Origin of the sequence: Candidatus Salinivivens marinus (genome assembly GCF_965655845.1) — a bacterium.
In the GTDB taxonomy this organism is placed as follows: Bacteria; Pseudomonadota; Alphaproteobacteria; order Rhodobacterales; family Rhodobacteraceae; genus Salinivivens; species Salinivivens marinus.
The window spans coordinates 23,305-39,684 of sequence record NZ_CBFHHX010000003.1; the positions used below are offsets into that span (position 1 = coordinate 23,305).

At 40.5% G+C, this 16,380-nt stretch carries 15 protein-coding genes; 8 read left to right on the forward strand and 7 right to left on the reverse strand.

Annotated elements, in window-relative coordinates:
* Positions 1-30: 30 nt before the first annotated feature.
* The 3 genes from ACTF5Q_RS03800 (at position 31) to ACTF5Q_RS03810 (ending at position 3,412) form a co-directional block, all read left to right on the forward strand.
* Positions 31-1,197 (forward strand): amidohydrolase, encoded by a 1,167-nt coding sequence (locus ACTF5Q_RS03800; protein WP_438953350.1) that lies wholly within the window; start codon positions 31-33, stop codon positions 1,195-1,197.
* Positions 1,198-1,320: 123 nt separating this feature from the next.
* Positions 1,321-1,974: a protein-L-isoaspartate O-methyltransferase family protein gene (locus tag ACTF5Q_RS03805; RefSeq protein ID WP_438953351.1), complete on the forward strand. Its 654-nt coding sequence runs from the start codon at positions 1,321-1,323 to the stop codon at positions 1,972-1,974.
* Between the two features lie 40 nt (positions 1,975-2,014).
* The gene (locus ACTF5Q_RS03810) at positions 2,015-3,412 is read left to right on the forward strand and encodes a TolC family outer membrane protein (RefSeq protein ID WP_438953352.1); all 1,398 of its coding nucleotides are present in this window, start codon (positions 2,015-2,017) and stop codon (positions 3,410-3,412) included.
* 16 nt (positions 3,413-3,428) lie between these two features.
* Here ACTF5Q_RS03810 and ACTF5Q_RS03815 read toward each other — a convergent pair whose 3' ends face one another.
* Positions 3,429-3,752 carry a DUF6280 family protein gene (locus tag ACTF5Q_RS03815; protein ID WP_438953353.1) on the reverse strand — a complete coding sequence of 108 codons (324 nt, stop codon included), beginning with the start codon at positions 3,750-3,752 and terminating at the stop codon, positions 3,429-3,431.
* 198 nt (positions 3,753-3,950) lie between these two features.
* On the opposite strand from ACTF5Q_RS03815, the gene efp reads away from it, so the two are divergent.
* Positions 3,951-4,514: an elongation factor P gene (gene efp, locus ACTF5Q_RS03820; protein ID WP_153695863.1), complete on the forward strand. Its 564-nt coding sequence runs from the start codon at positions 3,951-3,953 to the stop codon at positions 4,512-4,514.
* Here efp and ygfZ read toward each other — a convergent pair.
* On the reverse strand, positions 4,511-5,284 hold the full coding sequence (ygfZ, locus tag ACTF5Q_RS03825) for a CAF17-like 4Fe-4S cluster assembly/insertion protein YgfZ (protein WP_438953354.1): 774 nt from the start codon (positions 5,282-5,284) through the stop codon (positions 4,511-4,513). The genes efp and ygfZ overlap by 4 nt on opposite strands.
* 50 nt (positions 5,285-5,334) lie before the next feature.
* Between ygfZ and ACTF5Q_RS03830 the strand changes: the two genes are divergently transcribed.
* The gene (locus ACTF5Q_RS03830) at positions 5,335-6,015 is read left to right on the forward strand and encodes a TIGR04283 family arsenosugar biosynthesis glycosyltransferase (RefSeq protein ID WP_438953355.1); all 681 of its coding nucleotides are present in this window, start codon (positions 5,335-5,337) and stop codon (positions 6,013-6,015) included.
* Here the strand turns inward: ACTF5Q_RS03830 and ACTF5Q_RS03835 are convergent.
* On the reverse strand, positions 6,012-6,689 hold the full coding sequence (locus ACTF5Q_RS03835) for an ABC transporter ATP-binding protein (RefSeq protein WP_438953356.1): 678 nt from the start codon (positions 6,687-6,689) through the stop codon (positions 6,012-6,014). The genes ACTF5Q_RS03830 and ACTF5Q_RS03835 overlap by 4 nt on opposite strands.
* On the reverse strand, positions 6,682-7,968 hold the full coding sequence (locus tag ACTF5Q_RS03840) for a lipoprotein-releasing ABC transporter permease subunit (RefSeq protein WP_438953357.1): 1,287 nt from the start codon (positions 7,966-7,968) through the stop codon (positions 6,682-6,684). The genes ACTF5Q_RS03835 and ACTF5Q_RS03840 overlap by 8 nt, the downstream gene beginning before the upstream one ends.
* Before the next feature lie 125 nt (positions 7,969-8,093).
* Between ACTF5Q_RS03840 and ACTF5Q_RS03845 the strand changes: the two genes are divergently transcribed.
* Complete coding sequence (locus tag ACTF5Q_RS03845) at positions 8,094-9,182, forward strand: pyridoxal phosphate-dependent aminotransferase (RefSeq protein ID WP_438953358.1); 1,089 nt, start codon at positions 8,094-8,096, stop codon at positions 9,180-9,182.
* Here ACTF5Q_RS03845 and ACTF5Q_RS03850 read toward each other — a convergent pair.
* Positions 9,166-10,356: a pyridoxal-phosphate-dependent aminotransferase family protein gene (locus ACTF5Q_RS03850; protein ID WP_438953359.1), complete on the reverse strand. Its 1,191-nt coding sequence runs from the start codon at positions 10,354-10,356 to the stop codon at positions 9,166-9,168. The genes ACTF5Q_RS03845 and ACTF5Q_RS03850 overlap by 17 nt on opposite strands.
* Positions 10,357-10,640: 284 nt before the next feature.
* Here ACTF5Q_RS03850 and ACTF5Q_RS03855 point away from each other — a divergent pair, with 284 nt between their 5' ends.
* Positions 10,641-11,633: an Ldh family oxidoreductase gene (locus ACTF5Q_RS03855; protein ID WP_438953360.1), complete on the forward strand. Its 993-nt coding sequence runs from the start codon at positions 10,641-10,643 to the stop codon at positions 11,631-11,633.
* On the opposite strand, the gene parE is transcribed toward ACTF5Q_RS03855, so the two are convergent.
* Complete coding sequence (gene parE, locus ACTF5Q_RS03860; RefSeq protein ID WP_438953361.1) at positions 11,630-13,585, reverse strand: DNA topoisomerase IV subunit B; 1,956 nt, start codon at positions 13,583-13,585, stop codon at positions 11,630-11,632. The two genes, ACTF5Q_RS03855 and parE, sit on opposite strands and share 4 nt — an antisense overlap.
* Positions 13,586-13,788: 203 nt before the next feature.
* Here parE and ACTF5Q_RS03865 point away from each other — a divergent pair, with 203 nt between their 5' ends.
* Entirely contained in the window at positions 13,789-15,150 is a 1,362-nt protein-coding gene (locus tag ACTF5Q_RS03865) for an MATE family efflux transporter (protein WP_438953362.1), read from the forward strand.
* Between the two features lie 9 nt (positions 15,151-15,159).
* Here ACTF5Q_RS03865 and ACTF5Q_RS03870 read toward each other — a convergent pair whose 3' ends face one another.
* Positions 15,160-16,365 (reverse strand): pyridoxal phosphate-dependent aminotransferase, encoded by a 1,206-nt coding sequence (locus ACTF5Q_RS03870; RefSeq protein ID WP_438953515.1) that lies wholly within the window; start codon positions 16,363-16,365, stop codon positions 15,160-15,162.
* Between the last annotated feature and the right edge of the window lie 15 nt (positions 16,366-16,380).

Here is a 16,380-nt window from a genome sequence, read left to right on the forward strand (position 1 = left end):
TGGTAAGGCAGTTAAACTTGGAAGGTACGAATGCCCATCAAAAATCGATTTGCCGAGTTATACCCTATGATTGTAAAATGGAGACATGATTTCCATAGAAATCCAGAATTGCAATATGAACTTCCTAAAACTGCAGCAAAGGTTGCTGATCTTTTGAGAAGTTTCGGTTGTGACGAGGTGGTTGAAGGTGTCGGTAAGTCAGGTGTCGTCGGCGTTATTCATGGTCAAGTTGACACGTCAAAACGTGTAATTGGTTTGAGAGCTGACATGGATGCACTCCCTATCGATGAAAAGTCAGATGTTTTATATAAATCTGAGGTTCCAGGTGTAATGCATGCCTGTGGTCACGATGGGCACACAGCGATGCTTTTGGGCGCTGCACAATATCTTTGTGAAACAAGAAACTTTGATGGAAAAGCCGCTGTGATTTTTCAACCTGCTGAGGAAGGAGGTGCAGGAGCCAAAGCAATGATTAATGATGGACTTGTAACTCGATTTAATATTGATGAGTTTTACGGCATTCACAATATGCCTGGAATTGAAACAGGCAAATTTGCAATCAGACCGGGACCATTAATGGCATCGGCTGATCGTTTCAAAATTATACTTACAGGTAAAGGTGGACATGCAGCAATGCCGCATTTGGCAGTAGATACGACTTTGGTAGCTGCACAGATACTTGTAAATTTGAATCTGATTGTATCTCGGTCTATTGATCCGCTTAAACGTGTGGTTGTCACAGCTGGCACATTTAAAACTGACAGCAGTGCACTCAATGTTATAGCAAATACGGTCGAACTCGAGGGGTCTGTTCGCAGTTTGGATGAAGATATGCGTGATCTTGTTCAAGAGCGCTTGCACCAAGTAGCAGAGGGTACTGCAGCAGCAAATCAATGCGAGATAACTATTGAATATGAACGGGGCTACCCAATAACGGATAATAATGAAGATGCTACACACCATGCTATCTCCGTTGCATCATTGGTGTCTGAAGTTGATACAGACACACCACCAATTATGCCATCAGAAGATTTTTCTTACATGTTGATGGAAAAACCTGGTGCATTTATATTTTTAGGAAATGGCGATAGTCAAATGCTGCACAATCCAGAGTATATATTTGATGACGAAGCTATCCCATTCGGTTCCAGTTGGTACGCTGGCATGGTGGAAGAGCGGCTTCCAATAACAGCATAAATATCTTTTGTTTTGATACTTACGAATATTGTAGGCAGGCAGATATTGTTTAATGAATTGCATTGATACTATACGGTTGTTGTGTCAATACACGTGTAAGCTTTAACTTTTTGAGAGTTGCTAATGTCTGATAATGTAACACGTCGTAGGATGATGGTTGACAATCAAATTCGTCCATCTGATGTTACGAAATTTCCAATTATAGAGGCTTTTTTATCAATAAAGCGCGAAGCCTTTGTTCCATCAGAGAACAGAGATACGGCGTATGTTGGAGAACATATTCGCATTGGAAATGACAGAGTAATTTTGGATCCTCGTACATTAGCAAAGATGCTTGATCTAGTAGATGTTAATGACAGCGAACTCGTTTTGGATGTTGGCTCGGCTTTTGGATATTCTGCTGCTATCATAGCGCACCTTGCAGAGGCGGTAGTGGCATTGGAAAGTGAGGATAAACCAGCCAATGAAATGCAAACCGCTCTTACTGAGCATGGTATAGACAATGTCATTGTTGAAAGAGGGCTTTTGCATGAGGGAGCACCAAGCCACGCTCCATATGATGTAATTTTCATACAAGGTGGGATTGAGCTGGTAACGGATAAAATATCGTCCCAATTAAAAGATGGTGGAAGGATGGTAGCCATTTTTATGGAGGGGGCACTTGGCAGAGTTAAAATTGGGTATAAACTAAATAATGAAATATGTTGGCGATTCGGTTTTAATGCTGCAGCACCTGTTCTAGATTGTTTTAGAAAAGAACTAACCTTCACATTATAAACTTGGCAGTTGCCTTAATCGTTAATAGTTGGGTAAAAAAATGAAAGTTATTCTAAAGTCTTCAATAGTTTCAGTAACTTTTTTATTTCATTCTTTTTTGTTACCGCTCCATGCTAAGAGCCTTTCTGAAGCGCTTGTAGAGTCATATAATAATTCAGGATTGCTAGATCAGAACAGAGCCTTATTGAGAGCTGCCGATGAAAATACAATAATAGCATCCTCCGCATTATTACCAATAGTTTCGTGGGCTGCTAATTTTTCGGGAAACTGGAGTGAAACTGACACCGCAGGAAGTGCGACGAGCGATGTTGTTTGGCGGGGTAACGTTGGTTTGAACTCGTCTTTAACTATATTCGATGGAGGTTCCAACAGGCTTGCTGCTGATGTAACCAAGCAAAATGTTCTCGCTACACGCCAAGGACTGATAGCATTAGAACAGAGAGTTTTAGGAGGTGCAGTCAGTGCTTTTATGGGGGTTCTGGAAGGTAGGGAAACCGTTCGATTGAGAGAAAACAACTATTCTGTAATCGAAGAGGAGCTCACAGCGGCAAAAGACCGCTACGAAGTAGGGGAAATTACAAGAACCGACGTAGCGCTTGCGGAAGCTCGGCTCGCATCTTCGGCAAGCTCACTTTCAGCGGCTAAAGGTCTACTAGTTCAAGCAGAGGCGGTATTTAAAAATGCTGTCGGTACGTTGCCGGAAGACTTACTTGCCCCAAAAGAAATGCCAGCTGTGCCAACAAAAATCGAGGAGGCACTATCTATTGCTTCTTCTTCCCACCCTGAGCTTAGGCAATTACAGTATCAAATAAAAGCCAGCGAGTTGACGTTAAAACGCATTAAAGCTTCGTCAAAAGCCAAGATGACTTTAAACGGTGATATTGGACTTTCGGATAGTGATGCTCAACCTGAGTCACTGCAAGCGTCTATTGGCCTACAGTTAAGTGGAACAATTTATCAAGGTGGTTCAATATCTGCAAAAGAGCGACAGGCCCTTGCTAATCTGCAAGCTGTTCGCTCTGGTTTGCATGTACAGATTGATACGATCGAGCAAACGATTTCATCTGCATATGCAATGTTGGAAGTTTCTAAGGCGAGTAGAGCTGCGATCGAGAAACAAATAGAAGCTGCTGAGGTTGCTTTTAATGGGGTTAAAGAGGAGGCTTTCCTTGGGGCGCGAACTACCTTGGATGTGCTTAATGCTGAGCAAGAATTATTAGATGCCAAGTCTCAGTTAATAAATGCTAGTTATGATGAGTATCTTGCTGCTTTTGATGTTCTATCTGCTTCTGGTTTATTGACAGTTGAATATCTAAACCTACCAGTCGCTCGCTATGACCCTGAAGAGTATTACAAGTCTATTATAAGTAATAAGGAAGTAGGTAATGAGAGTTTCAAAGCAATTAAAAATTTACTACAGGAGTTGAATAAAGATTAGTAAACGACTTTGAAGTTTAGGCTGCCTCAGCGTGATTAGAGGCTGCGTTTCGTCTCTCACTTTCCTCTCTAGAAAGAGCAACGGAAGTCCTAACACCTTTAGCAACAAACTCCATTAATCCACTCACAACGCGTTCATTTGGATCAATGCCGGCGCACGATAAAACTTCACGCCCATCGCGCGATCTTGCCCACCGAGCTATTTGCTCAGGGCCGTTTCCATATTTTCTGTCATCTGCAATTGCATCATCCAATGCCGCCAGAACGACCGCAGCGAATAATTTCCTAGCCCGGTTTCCTTGCTCTGTATTAAACGCTGATGCGTCAACGAAATCTTTCATCTCGTCGTCCTTTTCTTTATACTTCTGGCGTAACGATGCTTATGTACCATTATAACTGATTCGGGTAGCCTAAAAATACATAGCTACTATGATCATAACGCATAGCTATCAGGCGACCCATGTCAAAAGCCTTGTCTAACTTCCCTCTGTTAGTTAGAGCTGCTGTCTAAACAATCAACAAATAGGTTTTTCTTTAAAATGCCGAAGATAAATGGAAATGAAATAAAACCTGGCAATGTGCTTGATCACGATGGCGGGCTTTGGGCTGCTATAAAAGTTGATCATGTTAAACCTGGGAAGGGGGGAGCCTTTGCTCAGGTTGAATTAAAGAACCTTCGTACAGGAACTAAACTCAACGAGCGTTTTAGAAGTGCAGATAAAGTTGAGAAGGTTCGCTTAGAACAAAAGGATCAGCAGTTCTTGTATGAAAATGATGGAATGCTCGTTTTTATGGATACAGAAACATTTGAACAAATAGAATTGCCGTCCGACCTGCTTGGTGACCGTAGACCTTTTTTGCAAGATGGAATGCAAATTGTTGTCGAATTTTACGATGACGAGGCGCTGAATGCTTCATTGCCTGCTAAAGTGGTATGCCAAATTGTTGAGACAGAGCCTGTTGTTAAAGGGCAAACAGCAGCAAATAGTTTTAAACCTGCAATTCTGGATAATGGTGTGAAGGTTATGGTGCCGCCATTTATTTCTCAAGATGAAGCCATAGTAGTGAATACGGAGACGATGGAATATTCCGAGAGAGCTTAGTTCGATGGAATCGGGTTTTTATCTACGAATATCCTTTTAGTACTTTTTGTAGACAGTATTTCATCTCTATTTTTTAAACGTACATATGCCAAAGCTGACCTATCATAAACCGTCAGTACAGATCCTATTGGCTTATCATTTAAAAATAATTCTTCCCCATTTACCATGGTCTGCTCGGAGCCTATCTTTACCAACCCTTTATGCAATTCTGTTTTATGTTTCATCCTTGCCGTAACTTCTTGTCCTACGTAGCAGCCTTTTTTGAAATCGACACCGTTTAGTCTCTCAAATCCCATTTCCAATATATAACTTTCGCCAGTTAGTTCGCTTCGATACTCTGGAATTACGTAATCAACCCGTAATTTGGTCCAATTTATGGGCTGGTTAAATTTCTCTGCATCTATGCTGTATAAACGCCACCCTAGTTTTGGATGACGAGGATCAGTGAAGGCCCCTTCTGGGGGATCAGTTAGTCCCAATGCGACAGTGACTTCTAATTCTTTTATTTCTACATCTGACCGCAATTTATAAATATTAAACTTTTCAAGTAAGGTTTGAGCCAGATCTGCATGAACATCAATTCCCAGTGCATCGCCAAGCGGTACGACGAAGAAATCAGCTGTATACTTGCCTTGAGGTGTTAGTAAAGCACTGTAAACTATACCATCATCGATTAAATTAATATCATTACTTATTAAATTTTGCAGAAATTTTTTACAATCGCTTCCTTTCAGCCCCAAAACCTTTCGGTTATTAAGCGGTGTTACCATTTAATAGCTCCTTTTTAAAACTTACCGCATTTTATTCATATGGAAAACTCATGCGCGCACCAATATCAATAGTAATTCCAACATTGAACTCACAAAATACAATTTTAAAGACACTTGCGAGCTTATTTGAAGGTATTGAAGCTGGAATTATTAGAGAGTTAATTGTCGTAGATGGTGGCTCTACAGATGAAACAAGAGAAATTGTGGAGGAGTGTGGAGGAAAATTTGTCTCAAGCGAAGCCTCTCGAGGGTGTCAACTAAAAAAGGGTGTGAATTTAGCCAAAGGAGATTTCATATTTGTCTTACACAGTGACTCAATGCTTGAGCCAGGATGGAGTAAAATTGTAAAAAAATATTTAAATAAAGACGCTGGGCACTACTGTAAATTAGCTTTTGATATTATACATCCACTTGCCTCAATGACATCAACTTGGGCAAACGCTCGATCGTTAATTTTTAATCTGCCTTATGGTGACCAGGGATTGTTAATATCCAGAACGTTACTCATGAAAAATGGCAGTTATTCACCGATACCCATTATGGAAGATGTAGAATTAGCATTGCGGTTTAAAGGAAAATTATCCTGCATGCCCATTGTTATAACGACCTCATCAAGAAAATATCGCAAAAATGGCTGGCTCAGACAAGGAAGTAAAAATATCGTTAGGTTACTCCGGTTTTTACTGGGAGCAGATCCTAATAATTTGAGCGATGATTATGAGCGAAGCTAACTTATTTTTCCGTCGATTAGTTTTACAACTCTGTCCATTCGCTTCGCCAGATCTAAGTTGTGTGTCGCGATCAAGGCAGCTAAATTTGTTTTTTTGACAATCTTCAGCAAAGTCTCAAAAACTGACAAAGTGGTATTTTGATCTAAATTTCCAGTGGGCTCATCTGCTAAAATTATTTTGGGTTTATTCGCAAGCGCTCTGCAAATTGCTATTCTTTGTTGCTCACCGCCAGACAGCTCTGCTGGTCTATGATCAGATCTATTTGCAAGATTTACCAAATCTAACAGTTCCTTTGACCGTCTTTGAGTATCTTTTAATGGAACCCCATTGGAAAGTTGAGGCAGATCAATATTTTCTCTTGCTGAGAACTCAGGCAACAGATGATGAAATTGATAAACGAAGCCAATTTCTCGCCGTCGTATCATCGTGAGTTGATTATCACTTTCGTTTTGTATTTCTCGCCCGTCTATAAATATTTTACCGCTCAGTGGTTTATCAAGTAACCCAGCAATTTGAAGAAGGGTGGATTTACCAGCGCCAGACGGCGCAACTAAAGCAACAAGTTCGCCTGGAAATAATTTTAAATCGACACCCTTTAATACTTCAATTTTATTTGAACTTCCTTTGGAATAGCTTTTTTCAATAGATGCTAGTTCTAATACCGGTTTATTCATAACGAAGAGCATCCACTGGGTGAAGGCTGGCGGCTCTTCTTGCAGGAATAATTGTAACTAAAAAACTCAACCCTAAAGATAAGCAAGTTGCCTTTATTAAGTCCATAACATGTAATTCTGCGGGCACAGAGTATATTCCTCTAATGGACGGATCCCATACACCGCCACCGGAAAGAACATTAATAACAGAAAAAATGGGGTCAATATATATTGCGAATAGGCAGCCTAAAGCTATGCCAAAAATGGTACCTAAAATTCCAGTGAAAGCCCCACATATCATAAATATTCGCATTATTGAGCCTCGTGATAGTCCTATAGTGCGTAATATCCCAATATCCCTACCTTTATTTTTAACCAACATGATTAAACCTGATATAATATTCATACTTGCTATCATTACCAAAATTGACATGAGAACAAACATTACATTGTCTTCTATCTCAAGAGCTCGCAAAAAACTGCTTGAAGCATCTCTCCAAGTCCATAACTGAACATCAGGAGCGACGACATTCTCTATCTGGGAAATAGCTTCGGTTAGATTACTTGGATTATTTAAAAGGACTTCAATTTCGTCCGCTAATCCTTCTCTGTTGAAGTACTCTTGTGCGACACTGAACGGTATATATGACCTAGTTCTGTCAATATCATACCTTCCGGCTGTGAATATATAAACTATTTTGAACTGTTTAACTCGCGGCGAAGTGCCAAATGCGGTCCTTACTCCATTTGGCGAAATAAGTTTGATGCTGTCACCAACTTTCACGCCTAATTCCCTAGCAACTCCTGATCCGATAGCGATGCCATTTTTAAAATCATTTATATCACCTTCGAATTCTTCTGGCTTGGCAATTCTATCAAGACCGAGCAGGTTGTCATATGATATGCCAAAAACCTCTAATCCAGTGTTACGATTGTCAAATGTTGCCATAATCTGACTTCTAATCAGAGGCGCACTCCCTTTAACACCTGTTAACGAAAGTAGGTTAAACGCTATCTCATCATAGTCTTTGAAAGTCCTGCTAACGTTTCCGTACTGATCCTGTGAGGGCGATTTATATAGTGTTATATGTGAGTTAGCCCCCAAAATTGTGTCAACAATCTCAGTCCTAAACCCGGATCTTACTGATAATGTTGCTACCAAAGCAAAAACTGCGAGTGTAATTCCGATGAGGCTGATCCAAGTCATCACACTGACGCCGCCTTCAGCGCGCTTGGCTCGTAGATATCGCCAAGCAATTTTCCATTCGTAGCTTGCAAAGGGAAGTGCTTTATTGTCCAATGATATGCCCTTTAATCAAAAATGCTCGTCTCTTTCTTAGATAGTAAATCGGTTATGTTAAATCTGCAACGGCTCTTGCTTCCTTGAAAAAATTGGTTTTGTATCCTCGTATGAATGACCATCGATTGACAAACATTGTAAAATCACTTCCGGCCAGTATTCCATTTGTTGCCCCGGAGGAGCATGAACGTATTTCAGGACAAAAATTTTCAGCGCGACTTGGTGCTAATGAGAACTGTTACGGTCCGTCACCGAAAGTGCTTGAGGCAGTGAAAAACCTGTCTGTTAATATTTGGAGATATCCAGATCCAACAGCCTATGATTTAAAAAAAGTACTGGCAAATTTCTATAATATTCCTGATGAAAATATAGTTATAGGGGAAGGCATTGATGCTCTTTTAGGCTATTTGGTAAGGTTATTTGTCCAAGTAGGCGACAATGTGGTCACATCAAATGGGTCCTATCCAACCTTTAACTATCACGTCGAGGGTTTTGGTGGGCAACTTTTTAAATGTGACTATCTAGATGACAAAGAAGATCTACAATCACTTATTGATACTGCTTCTAAAACTAAAGCAAAACTAGTATACCTTTCTAATCCCAACAACCCCATGGGCACTTGGACACGCGGTGAGCAAATAGTTTCATTACTAGAAAAACTGCCAAGTGATAGTTTACTTATTTTGGACGAAGCATATGCTGAATTCGCTCCAGATGAAGCAAAAGTCCCAATATTTTTGGATGATCCCAGAATGATTAGATTTCGCACGTTTTCAAAGGCCTACGGCATTGCTGGCGCCCGAATAGGATATGGTATTGGCACTAAAGAGCTAATCTCTGAATTTGATAAGATAAGAAACCATTTTGGAAACAGTTTATTGTCTCAAGTTGCAGCAATAGCGGCTATAAAAGATCAAAGATATTTGTCAGGGGTAGTTAAAAAAATCGCTCTTGGCAGGGAGAAAATTTACCAAATTGCTCAATCAAACGGTTTATCTGCGATACCATCTGCGACAAACTTTGTTGCTATCGATTGCGGTAAAGATGGAAAATTTGCAAATCAAATTATGAATGGCCTGCTTGAAGCGAAAATTTTTGTCAGGAAGCCCATAGTTGCCCCACTTGATAGAACAATCAGAGTAACAGTTGGGCGAGATGAAGAAATAGATTTACTCAAGAATGTTCTTCCTGAAGTCCTTAAAGCTCTGCGATAACTGATGCTGCCTTGTTTATTGCATTATTACCATGAGGAACTCCAACAGCGATCATAGCGGTTTCCAGAGTTGCAATTAACGCCATTATCATTTGGGCATTTACATGACCCATATGGCCTAATCTAAAAAAACCATCTCCATTAGGGTCTTTAGGCGTTGCCATGCCTAGCCCAATGCCGATCGTTAATCCAGTATTTTCTTGTAGCCATTTTCTCAGGAGGGTACCATTTGGTGTGTTAACACGTAGTGAAGTTACGGCATTTGATCTCAAGTTCTTATCTTGAATGTTAGCCTTTAATTCTCCACCCTTCACCCATTCATCAATAGCCGTCCATATGGCTGTCGCAAGTACTTCATGTCTTTTCCAAACCACCTCGATACTTTCTTTTAAAATCATATTAAGAGCTACATCAAGCCCGTAGAGGTGGTGGGTTGGAGCGGTTCCTCCAAAATACTTGTAATAATAATCTGGATTTATGCGGGGAGCCCAGTCCCAATAAGACGCGACCATTTTAAGAGATTTTTGTCGATCCTTTGCTCTTTGATTAAAAAATACAAAGCTAACGCCAGGTGGTACCATGATACCCTTTTGACAGGCAGCCACCATCACATCGACACCCCAGGCGTCCATATGAAATTCATCGCATGCGAGTGAAGCGATACAGTCAACCAACAGTAAGGCTTCGTGATTAATATTATTTAACAAAGCTCGGATTGGTGCGATTTCATTTTTTACAGAAGTCGAAGTGTCGACGTGTGTGACCAGAACCGCTTTGTAGTTTTTGTCTTCTTTTAGAGCCGATTCCAGCAGAGCTAAGTCGATAGTGCTGCTGGTTCCAAAATCTAATACGGTTGTGTCTAGGCCATTTTTTTGTCCAATCTCTCCCCACCCGTGTCCAAACCGACCTGTTGCAACTACAAGTATTTTATCGCCTATATCAGTTGTATTGGCTAGAGCTGCCTCCCAAGCGCCATGGCCATTGGCAATATACATTGCTACATCGCCTTCAGTTCTTGCAACCTTACACAGTTTAGGAACAATATTATCTGTTAATTCTACAAGTGCCCCTTCATATATATTGGGCGATGATCGATGCATCGCCTGCAGAACTTTTTCAGGAATTACAGATGGACCTGGAATGGCTAGATATTCGATACCGTTACTTAAATTCATTTTATTTCCTTATGAGAAGTATAGTGATAGCTCAAAGGTCTAGCACGTCAATCCTATAATAGTTTTTAATTCAATTCATAGAAATTTCGGAGATCCATTGGTGAACTTAAATTAAAATTGATCAAAAGATTGTTCTCATGAAAAATCAGTGATAACTCTGCATGGCTAGCCCACAGTATCCTCAATAATTCAGGATGATCTGGTTAATTGTTTGATCGTCAAAATATGAAAAATAAGTTCTAGTATCAATTAAGAAATATTAAATTAATTCTAAAGGGTTAAACATGGCTACACTATCAGTCGCGAATATTTTCAATCTTTCCAAAGCATCTCTGGTAAAATTCGGAGCACTTGACTGGATAGCAGCCGCGGTGGCGGATGCAATCGCAAACTCTGAGAGCGTTGGCAATAGGATTTGTGGTTTATACTATTTGGAGAGTTATTGTCTTCAACTGAAATCGGGTAGGGTTAGGGGCGATATTGAGCCGATCGTTTCCCAAGAAAAAGCGGGGATAGTGCGCGTTGATGCTAAGTTTGGATTTGCCCAGCCAGCATTCCAAAGAGGTATAGTTTTAGCCCGTGAGGCAGCATTAGAAAATGGCATTTGTTCTTTAGCAATTGGAGGTGCGCATACCTGTACATCGCTTGGTTATTTTACTGAGCAGATTACAAAGAGTAATCTGATTGGTCTTGGGTTTACTAATGCCTCACCAATTGTTGCTGCACCGGGTGGTAAATCGCGCATTATTGGAACAAATCCAATTGCATTTTCGGTGCCGGACGGAAAAGGAAATACCGCAATTCATTTTGATCAATCTACTACTGCCGTTGCTTTAGGCAAAATTACAATGGCCAAAGCAGCGGGTGAAAAAATACCTTTTGGTTGGGCCCTTGATAAGAATGGTGAACCAACAACCGACCCAGAGGCTGCTTTAGAAGGTTCTTTAGTATCGAGTGGTGGTTATAAAGGATGGGGTTTTGGGCTTATGGCAGAAGTATTAGCAGCAGGTCTTGCAGGAGGCTTGGCTTCACAATTTGTGCAACCCCTCAAAGCTAAAGATGGAGAACCGCATAACCTAGGACAATACTACATTTTGATTGATCCCCAAAACGCTACTGCTCTCGAAAATCTTCTGAATGATTTAGAAACGGCTGTATCCAGGGACCAGGGAACACGTTTGCCGGGTCAGGGTAAAGTTGCAGAGGAATTTGTTGTCGTGCCTGATGATCTTTTACTTTTGCTAGAAAAACTTACTGGAATGGAGTGGAAAGACTAGACATCCAGCTCGTTAACAAAACGAGCATTGCTTTGAATATATTGGTATCTTAACTCAGGTTTTTTTCCCATTAACCTATCAACTAGATCCCCAGTTTCACCCGGCTGTTCTTCATCAATAGATACCCGAATTAGCTTTCTACTTTTTGGATCCATTGTCGTTTGCTTGAGATCCTTGGCATCCATTTCTCCTAAGCCTTTGAAGCGGCTGACTTCTATCTTACCTTTGCCACCCAAGCCTTCGGACAGCCATTTATCACGCTCAATTTGGTCTTTGCAGTAGACTCTTTGTGAACCTTGAGTAAGGCGAAAAAGTGGGGGGCAAGCCAGGTAGAGGTGCCCTTGATCGATGAGTGGTCTCATTTGTGTGAAAAAGAATGTCATCAAAAGAGATGCAATATGTGCGCCGTCCACGTCTGCATCTGTCATTATTATTACTTTGTCATATCTGAGGTCATCGATATTAAATTTTGATCCCAAGCTTGTACCCAATGCTTGTGTCAGGTCATTAATCTCCTGATTAGTTCCCAGTTTTGAGCTTGCAGCACCAAGGACATTCAAAATTTTTCCTCTTAATGGTAATAGTGCTTGAGTTTTTCTATCCCTTGCCATTTTTGCGGAACCCCCGGCACTATCTCCTTCAACGATAAATATTTCAGTACCGTCTCTTGTGCTTTCTGAGCAGTCAACGAGCTTTCCTGGCAAACGAAGCCTTTTGGTTGCCGACTTTCTGGCTGTTTCTTTCTCTTGCCGTCTTCGTAGCCTTTCTTCCGCCCGTAAGATAAGAAAATCTAAGATAGCAGTTGCAGACTTACTATCAGATGCTAACCAATTATCAAAATGGTCCCGGACTGAGCTCTCTACTAATTTTTGAGCCTCCACAGTTGCAAGACGGTCTTTAGTTTGTCCAACAAATTCAGGTTCCTGTATAAAGCAAGACACCAGTGCACAGCTGCCTAATGTCAGGTCTTCTCGCGTAATATCTTTTGATTTCTTACTATTAATGCGTTCACCGTAGCTTTTGATACTTTTTAAGATAGCTGCCCAGAAGCCACTTTCATGTGTACCTCCTTCGGGTGTTGGCACAGTGTTGCAATAGGATTTAACAAAACCATCTCTGGCGGGTGTCCAATTTATGGCCCATTCAACTTTACCCGGAATTTGAAATTTTTCATAAAAATCAACAGTGCCAGCGAAAGGGTAATGGGCGTAAGTAGATACCCCATTCAGGGTTTCGTTTAAAAAATCTGAAAGGCCACCAGGAAAATGGAAAGTTGCATCGGTTGGTGTCTCTCCATCACTTATCTCTGACTTCCACCTTATTTCTACACCAGAAAATAAGTACGCCTTCGACCTAATTGATTTAAAAAGTCGAGAGGGTTTAAATTTATGATTTCCAAAGATTTCGTTGTCGGGCACAAAACTTACATAAGTTCCTCGCCTATTCGAAGCGTTCCCAATCTTCTCTAAATTACCAAGAGCAATACCTCGAGAGAATTTTTGTTCGTAAAGTTCCTTATTGCGGGCTACTTGTACTACCATAGAACTGGAGAGTGCATTAACAACCGATGCACCGACGCCATGCAATCCTCCAGAAGTTTGATACGCTTTCCCCGAAAATTTTCCTCCAGCATGTAATGTGCAGAAAATTACTTCCAGTGCTGATTTATCAGGATATTTCGGATGTGGATCAACCGGAACGCCTCTTCCATTATCTCTTATACAGATTTCATAATTTTCTTTAAGTTCCACTTCGATGCGATTGGCGTGACCTGCTACAGCCTCATCCATAGAATTATCTAAAATTTCGGAAACCATATGGTGAAGGGCGCGTTCGTCTGTGCCACCTATGTACATCCCGGGGCGCTTTCGCACAGGCTCTAAACCCTCAAGAACTTCTATTGAAGACGCGTCGTATTCTTGATTATTTAAGTCTGACAATAGGTCAGTCATCTACTGCTGCTCTTTTTTACTCTTTTTTAAATCTGCAAAGTTAAATAAACAAGAGTAAGAATAATTTTTCTAGTTTAATAAATCGACTTTAAGCATGTAAATTATAAAATAAGCATCTTTGCGCTTTAATGTTTCACACAAAATTAACTCATTCAATTTATAATTGACTTGAAAGAGGTCTGTTCAAATGCCATGGCTTTTCCATGGAGAATGAACAGACTTTCCGTGCAAGTGGGAAAAATCTAGTTAAATTAGCTATACCTCTTATTGGTACACATCTGGCTAATGTAGCACTTGGTATCACGGATACTGTAATGATGGGTTGGTACTCGATACCTGCTCTGGCTGCGCTAGTCCTTGGGAATGCTTACTTTTTTATATTCTTTTTGTTTGGTGCTGGATTTTCTTTTGCAGTTCAGCCTCTTGTTGCCTCGACTTCAAGCGCAGGCGAGATAACCCTTGCCAGACGATACATGCGGATGGGGTTATGGTTATCGCTAATATATGCAATTTTAATTCTACCATTATTTTTTAATGCGGGTCCCATCCTGATTTTTCTTGGACAAGCGAGTGATATATCTGGCTATGCTGAAAATTATACTCGTATTGTGGGGTTTGGATTGATACCTGCTCTATGGGCTATGGTCGTCCGGTTTTTCCTGTCCGGCTTGCACCTTACCAAGGTGACGCTGATTATCACATTAACTACTGTGCTTTTAAACATACCCCTCAACTATCTTTTAATATTTGGAAAGTTAGGCTTTCCCGAATTAGGAGTTTCCGGAGCTGCTATTTCTTCTGTAATAGTCCAAATTATAACCGCACTTTTGATCACTGCTTATGCACTTTGGAAATTACCTGAATATAAGCTATTGGTAAGGTTTTTTAATTTTGACAAAGTTGCGTTCCTCAAGGTTGCAAAACTAGGATTGCCGATTGGGACAAGCATTGTTGCTGAGGCTGGTTTGTTCACTGCCTCATCAATAATGATGGGCTGGTTTGGAGCAGTAACGCTTGCGGCTCATGGCATAGCACTTCAAATAGCATCTGTTATGTTTATGATCCATTTAGGGTTGGCAGAGGCATCTACAATTAGAGCTGGCAATGCTTGGGGGATTAAAAATTTAGAATATTTAAAAAAAGGAGCTAAAGTTGCCGGGTCCTGTTCGGTGCTTTTTTCTTTTATTGCAATGATTTTTCTGATTACTTTTGGGGACATGCTTGTGTCATTTTATGTTGATATAGATGATCCAGCACGAGACCAAATAATTTATATAGGCGCACTATTACTGATTGCTGCGGCACTTTTTCAATTTGTAGACGGTGGTCAAGCAATGGCTTTAGGATTGCTAAGAGGTATACAGGATACCACGGTGCCGATGTTGATTACAATCTTGAGTTACTGGTTGGTGGGTATTCCATCAGCATATTTTTTTGCATTTGTCACTAATTGGGGCTCCCTAGGAATATGGGCTGGATTAGGCACGGGCTTGGGGTTTGCAGCAACCTTGCTCGGAGTCCGGTTTATTTTTCTGGTGAATTCGGATCGTAAGGTTACGCTCTAGTATTATAGACTATTCAACCAAACTATTACAAAATGAAGATATTCGATCACAAGCAGTTTGAAGCTTATCAATTGATGTAGCAAAACTTATACGGAAGTTTGGTGAAAGACCGAATGCTGCTCCAAATACAACTGCTACATTTTTTTCTTTCAGGAGTGATAATGCAAATTGCTCATCGTTAGAAATCACATTTCCCGATCGAGTTTTCTTACCAATGAATTTGCTAATGTCTGGGTAAACGTAAAAGGCCCCATTCGGAATGGGGCAAGATATACCATCTATAGCACTTAACTGTTTTACAACTAGGTTTCGACGCTCTTCAAAAATATATTTGTTCTCGTGAATAAAATCTTTTGGTCCAGTTAAAGCAGCCAGTGCCGCCCACTGACTGATCGTGCAGGGATTAGAAGTCGATTGCGATTGGATTTTACGCATTGCTGAAATAATTTGTTTTGGCCCACCTGCATATCCAATGCGCCAACCAGTCATAGCATAACCTTTAGAAACACCATTACATGTAACAGTTCTATCATAAAGTTTAGGTTCTACCTCAACAGGTGTTACGAAATTAAAATCATCGAAAGTTAAGTGCTCGTAAATATCATCAGATAATATGTTAACTTTTGGAAATTCCAAAAGCACATCTGTCAACATTTTTAGTTCATCTGCTGAATAAGCTGCACCAGTCGGATTTGAAGGTGAATTAAAGATTAGCCACTTCGTTTTATCTGATATTGCCGCCTTTAAGTCATTTGGCTGTAATTTGTAATTATTTTCCGAAACTGTTTTTACAATTTTCGGAATGCCCCCCGCCAGTTTAACCATATCTGGGTATGAGACCCAATAGGGCGCTGGGATAATAACTTCATCGTTCGCATTCAGTGTAGCCATCAAAGCATTGTATAATATTTGCTTTCCACCTGTTCCCACTGATATTTGGGACGGCTCATATTTTAGATTATTCTCTTCTAGGAACTTCTGTGAAATTGCGTCTTTTAATTCGGGCATTCCATCTGGGTCTGTATATTTTGTCTTACCCGCTTTGATAGCCTCAATTGCCGCCTCTTGAATATGTTTTGGGGTCCCAAAATCTGGCTCACCAGCTGATAGACTGATTATGTCTTTACCCTCTGATTTCAATCTATTAGCAAGTGCAGACATTGTAATGGTTGCGGACGCATTAATTTTAGATAGCGATTTTGACAGAGTTACCATCATATACCTATTTGA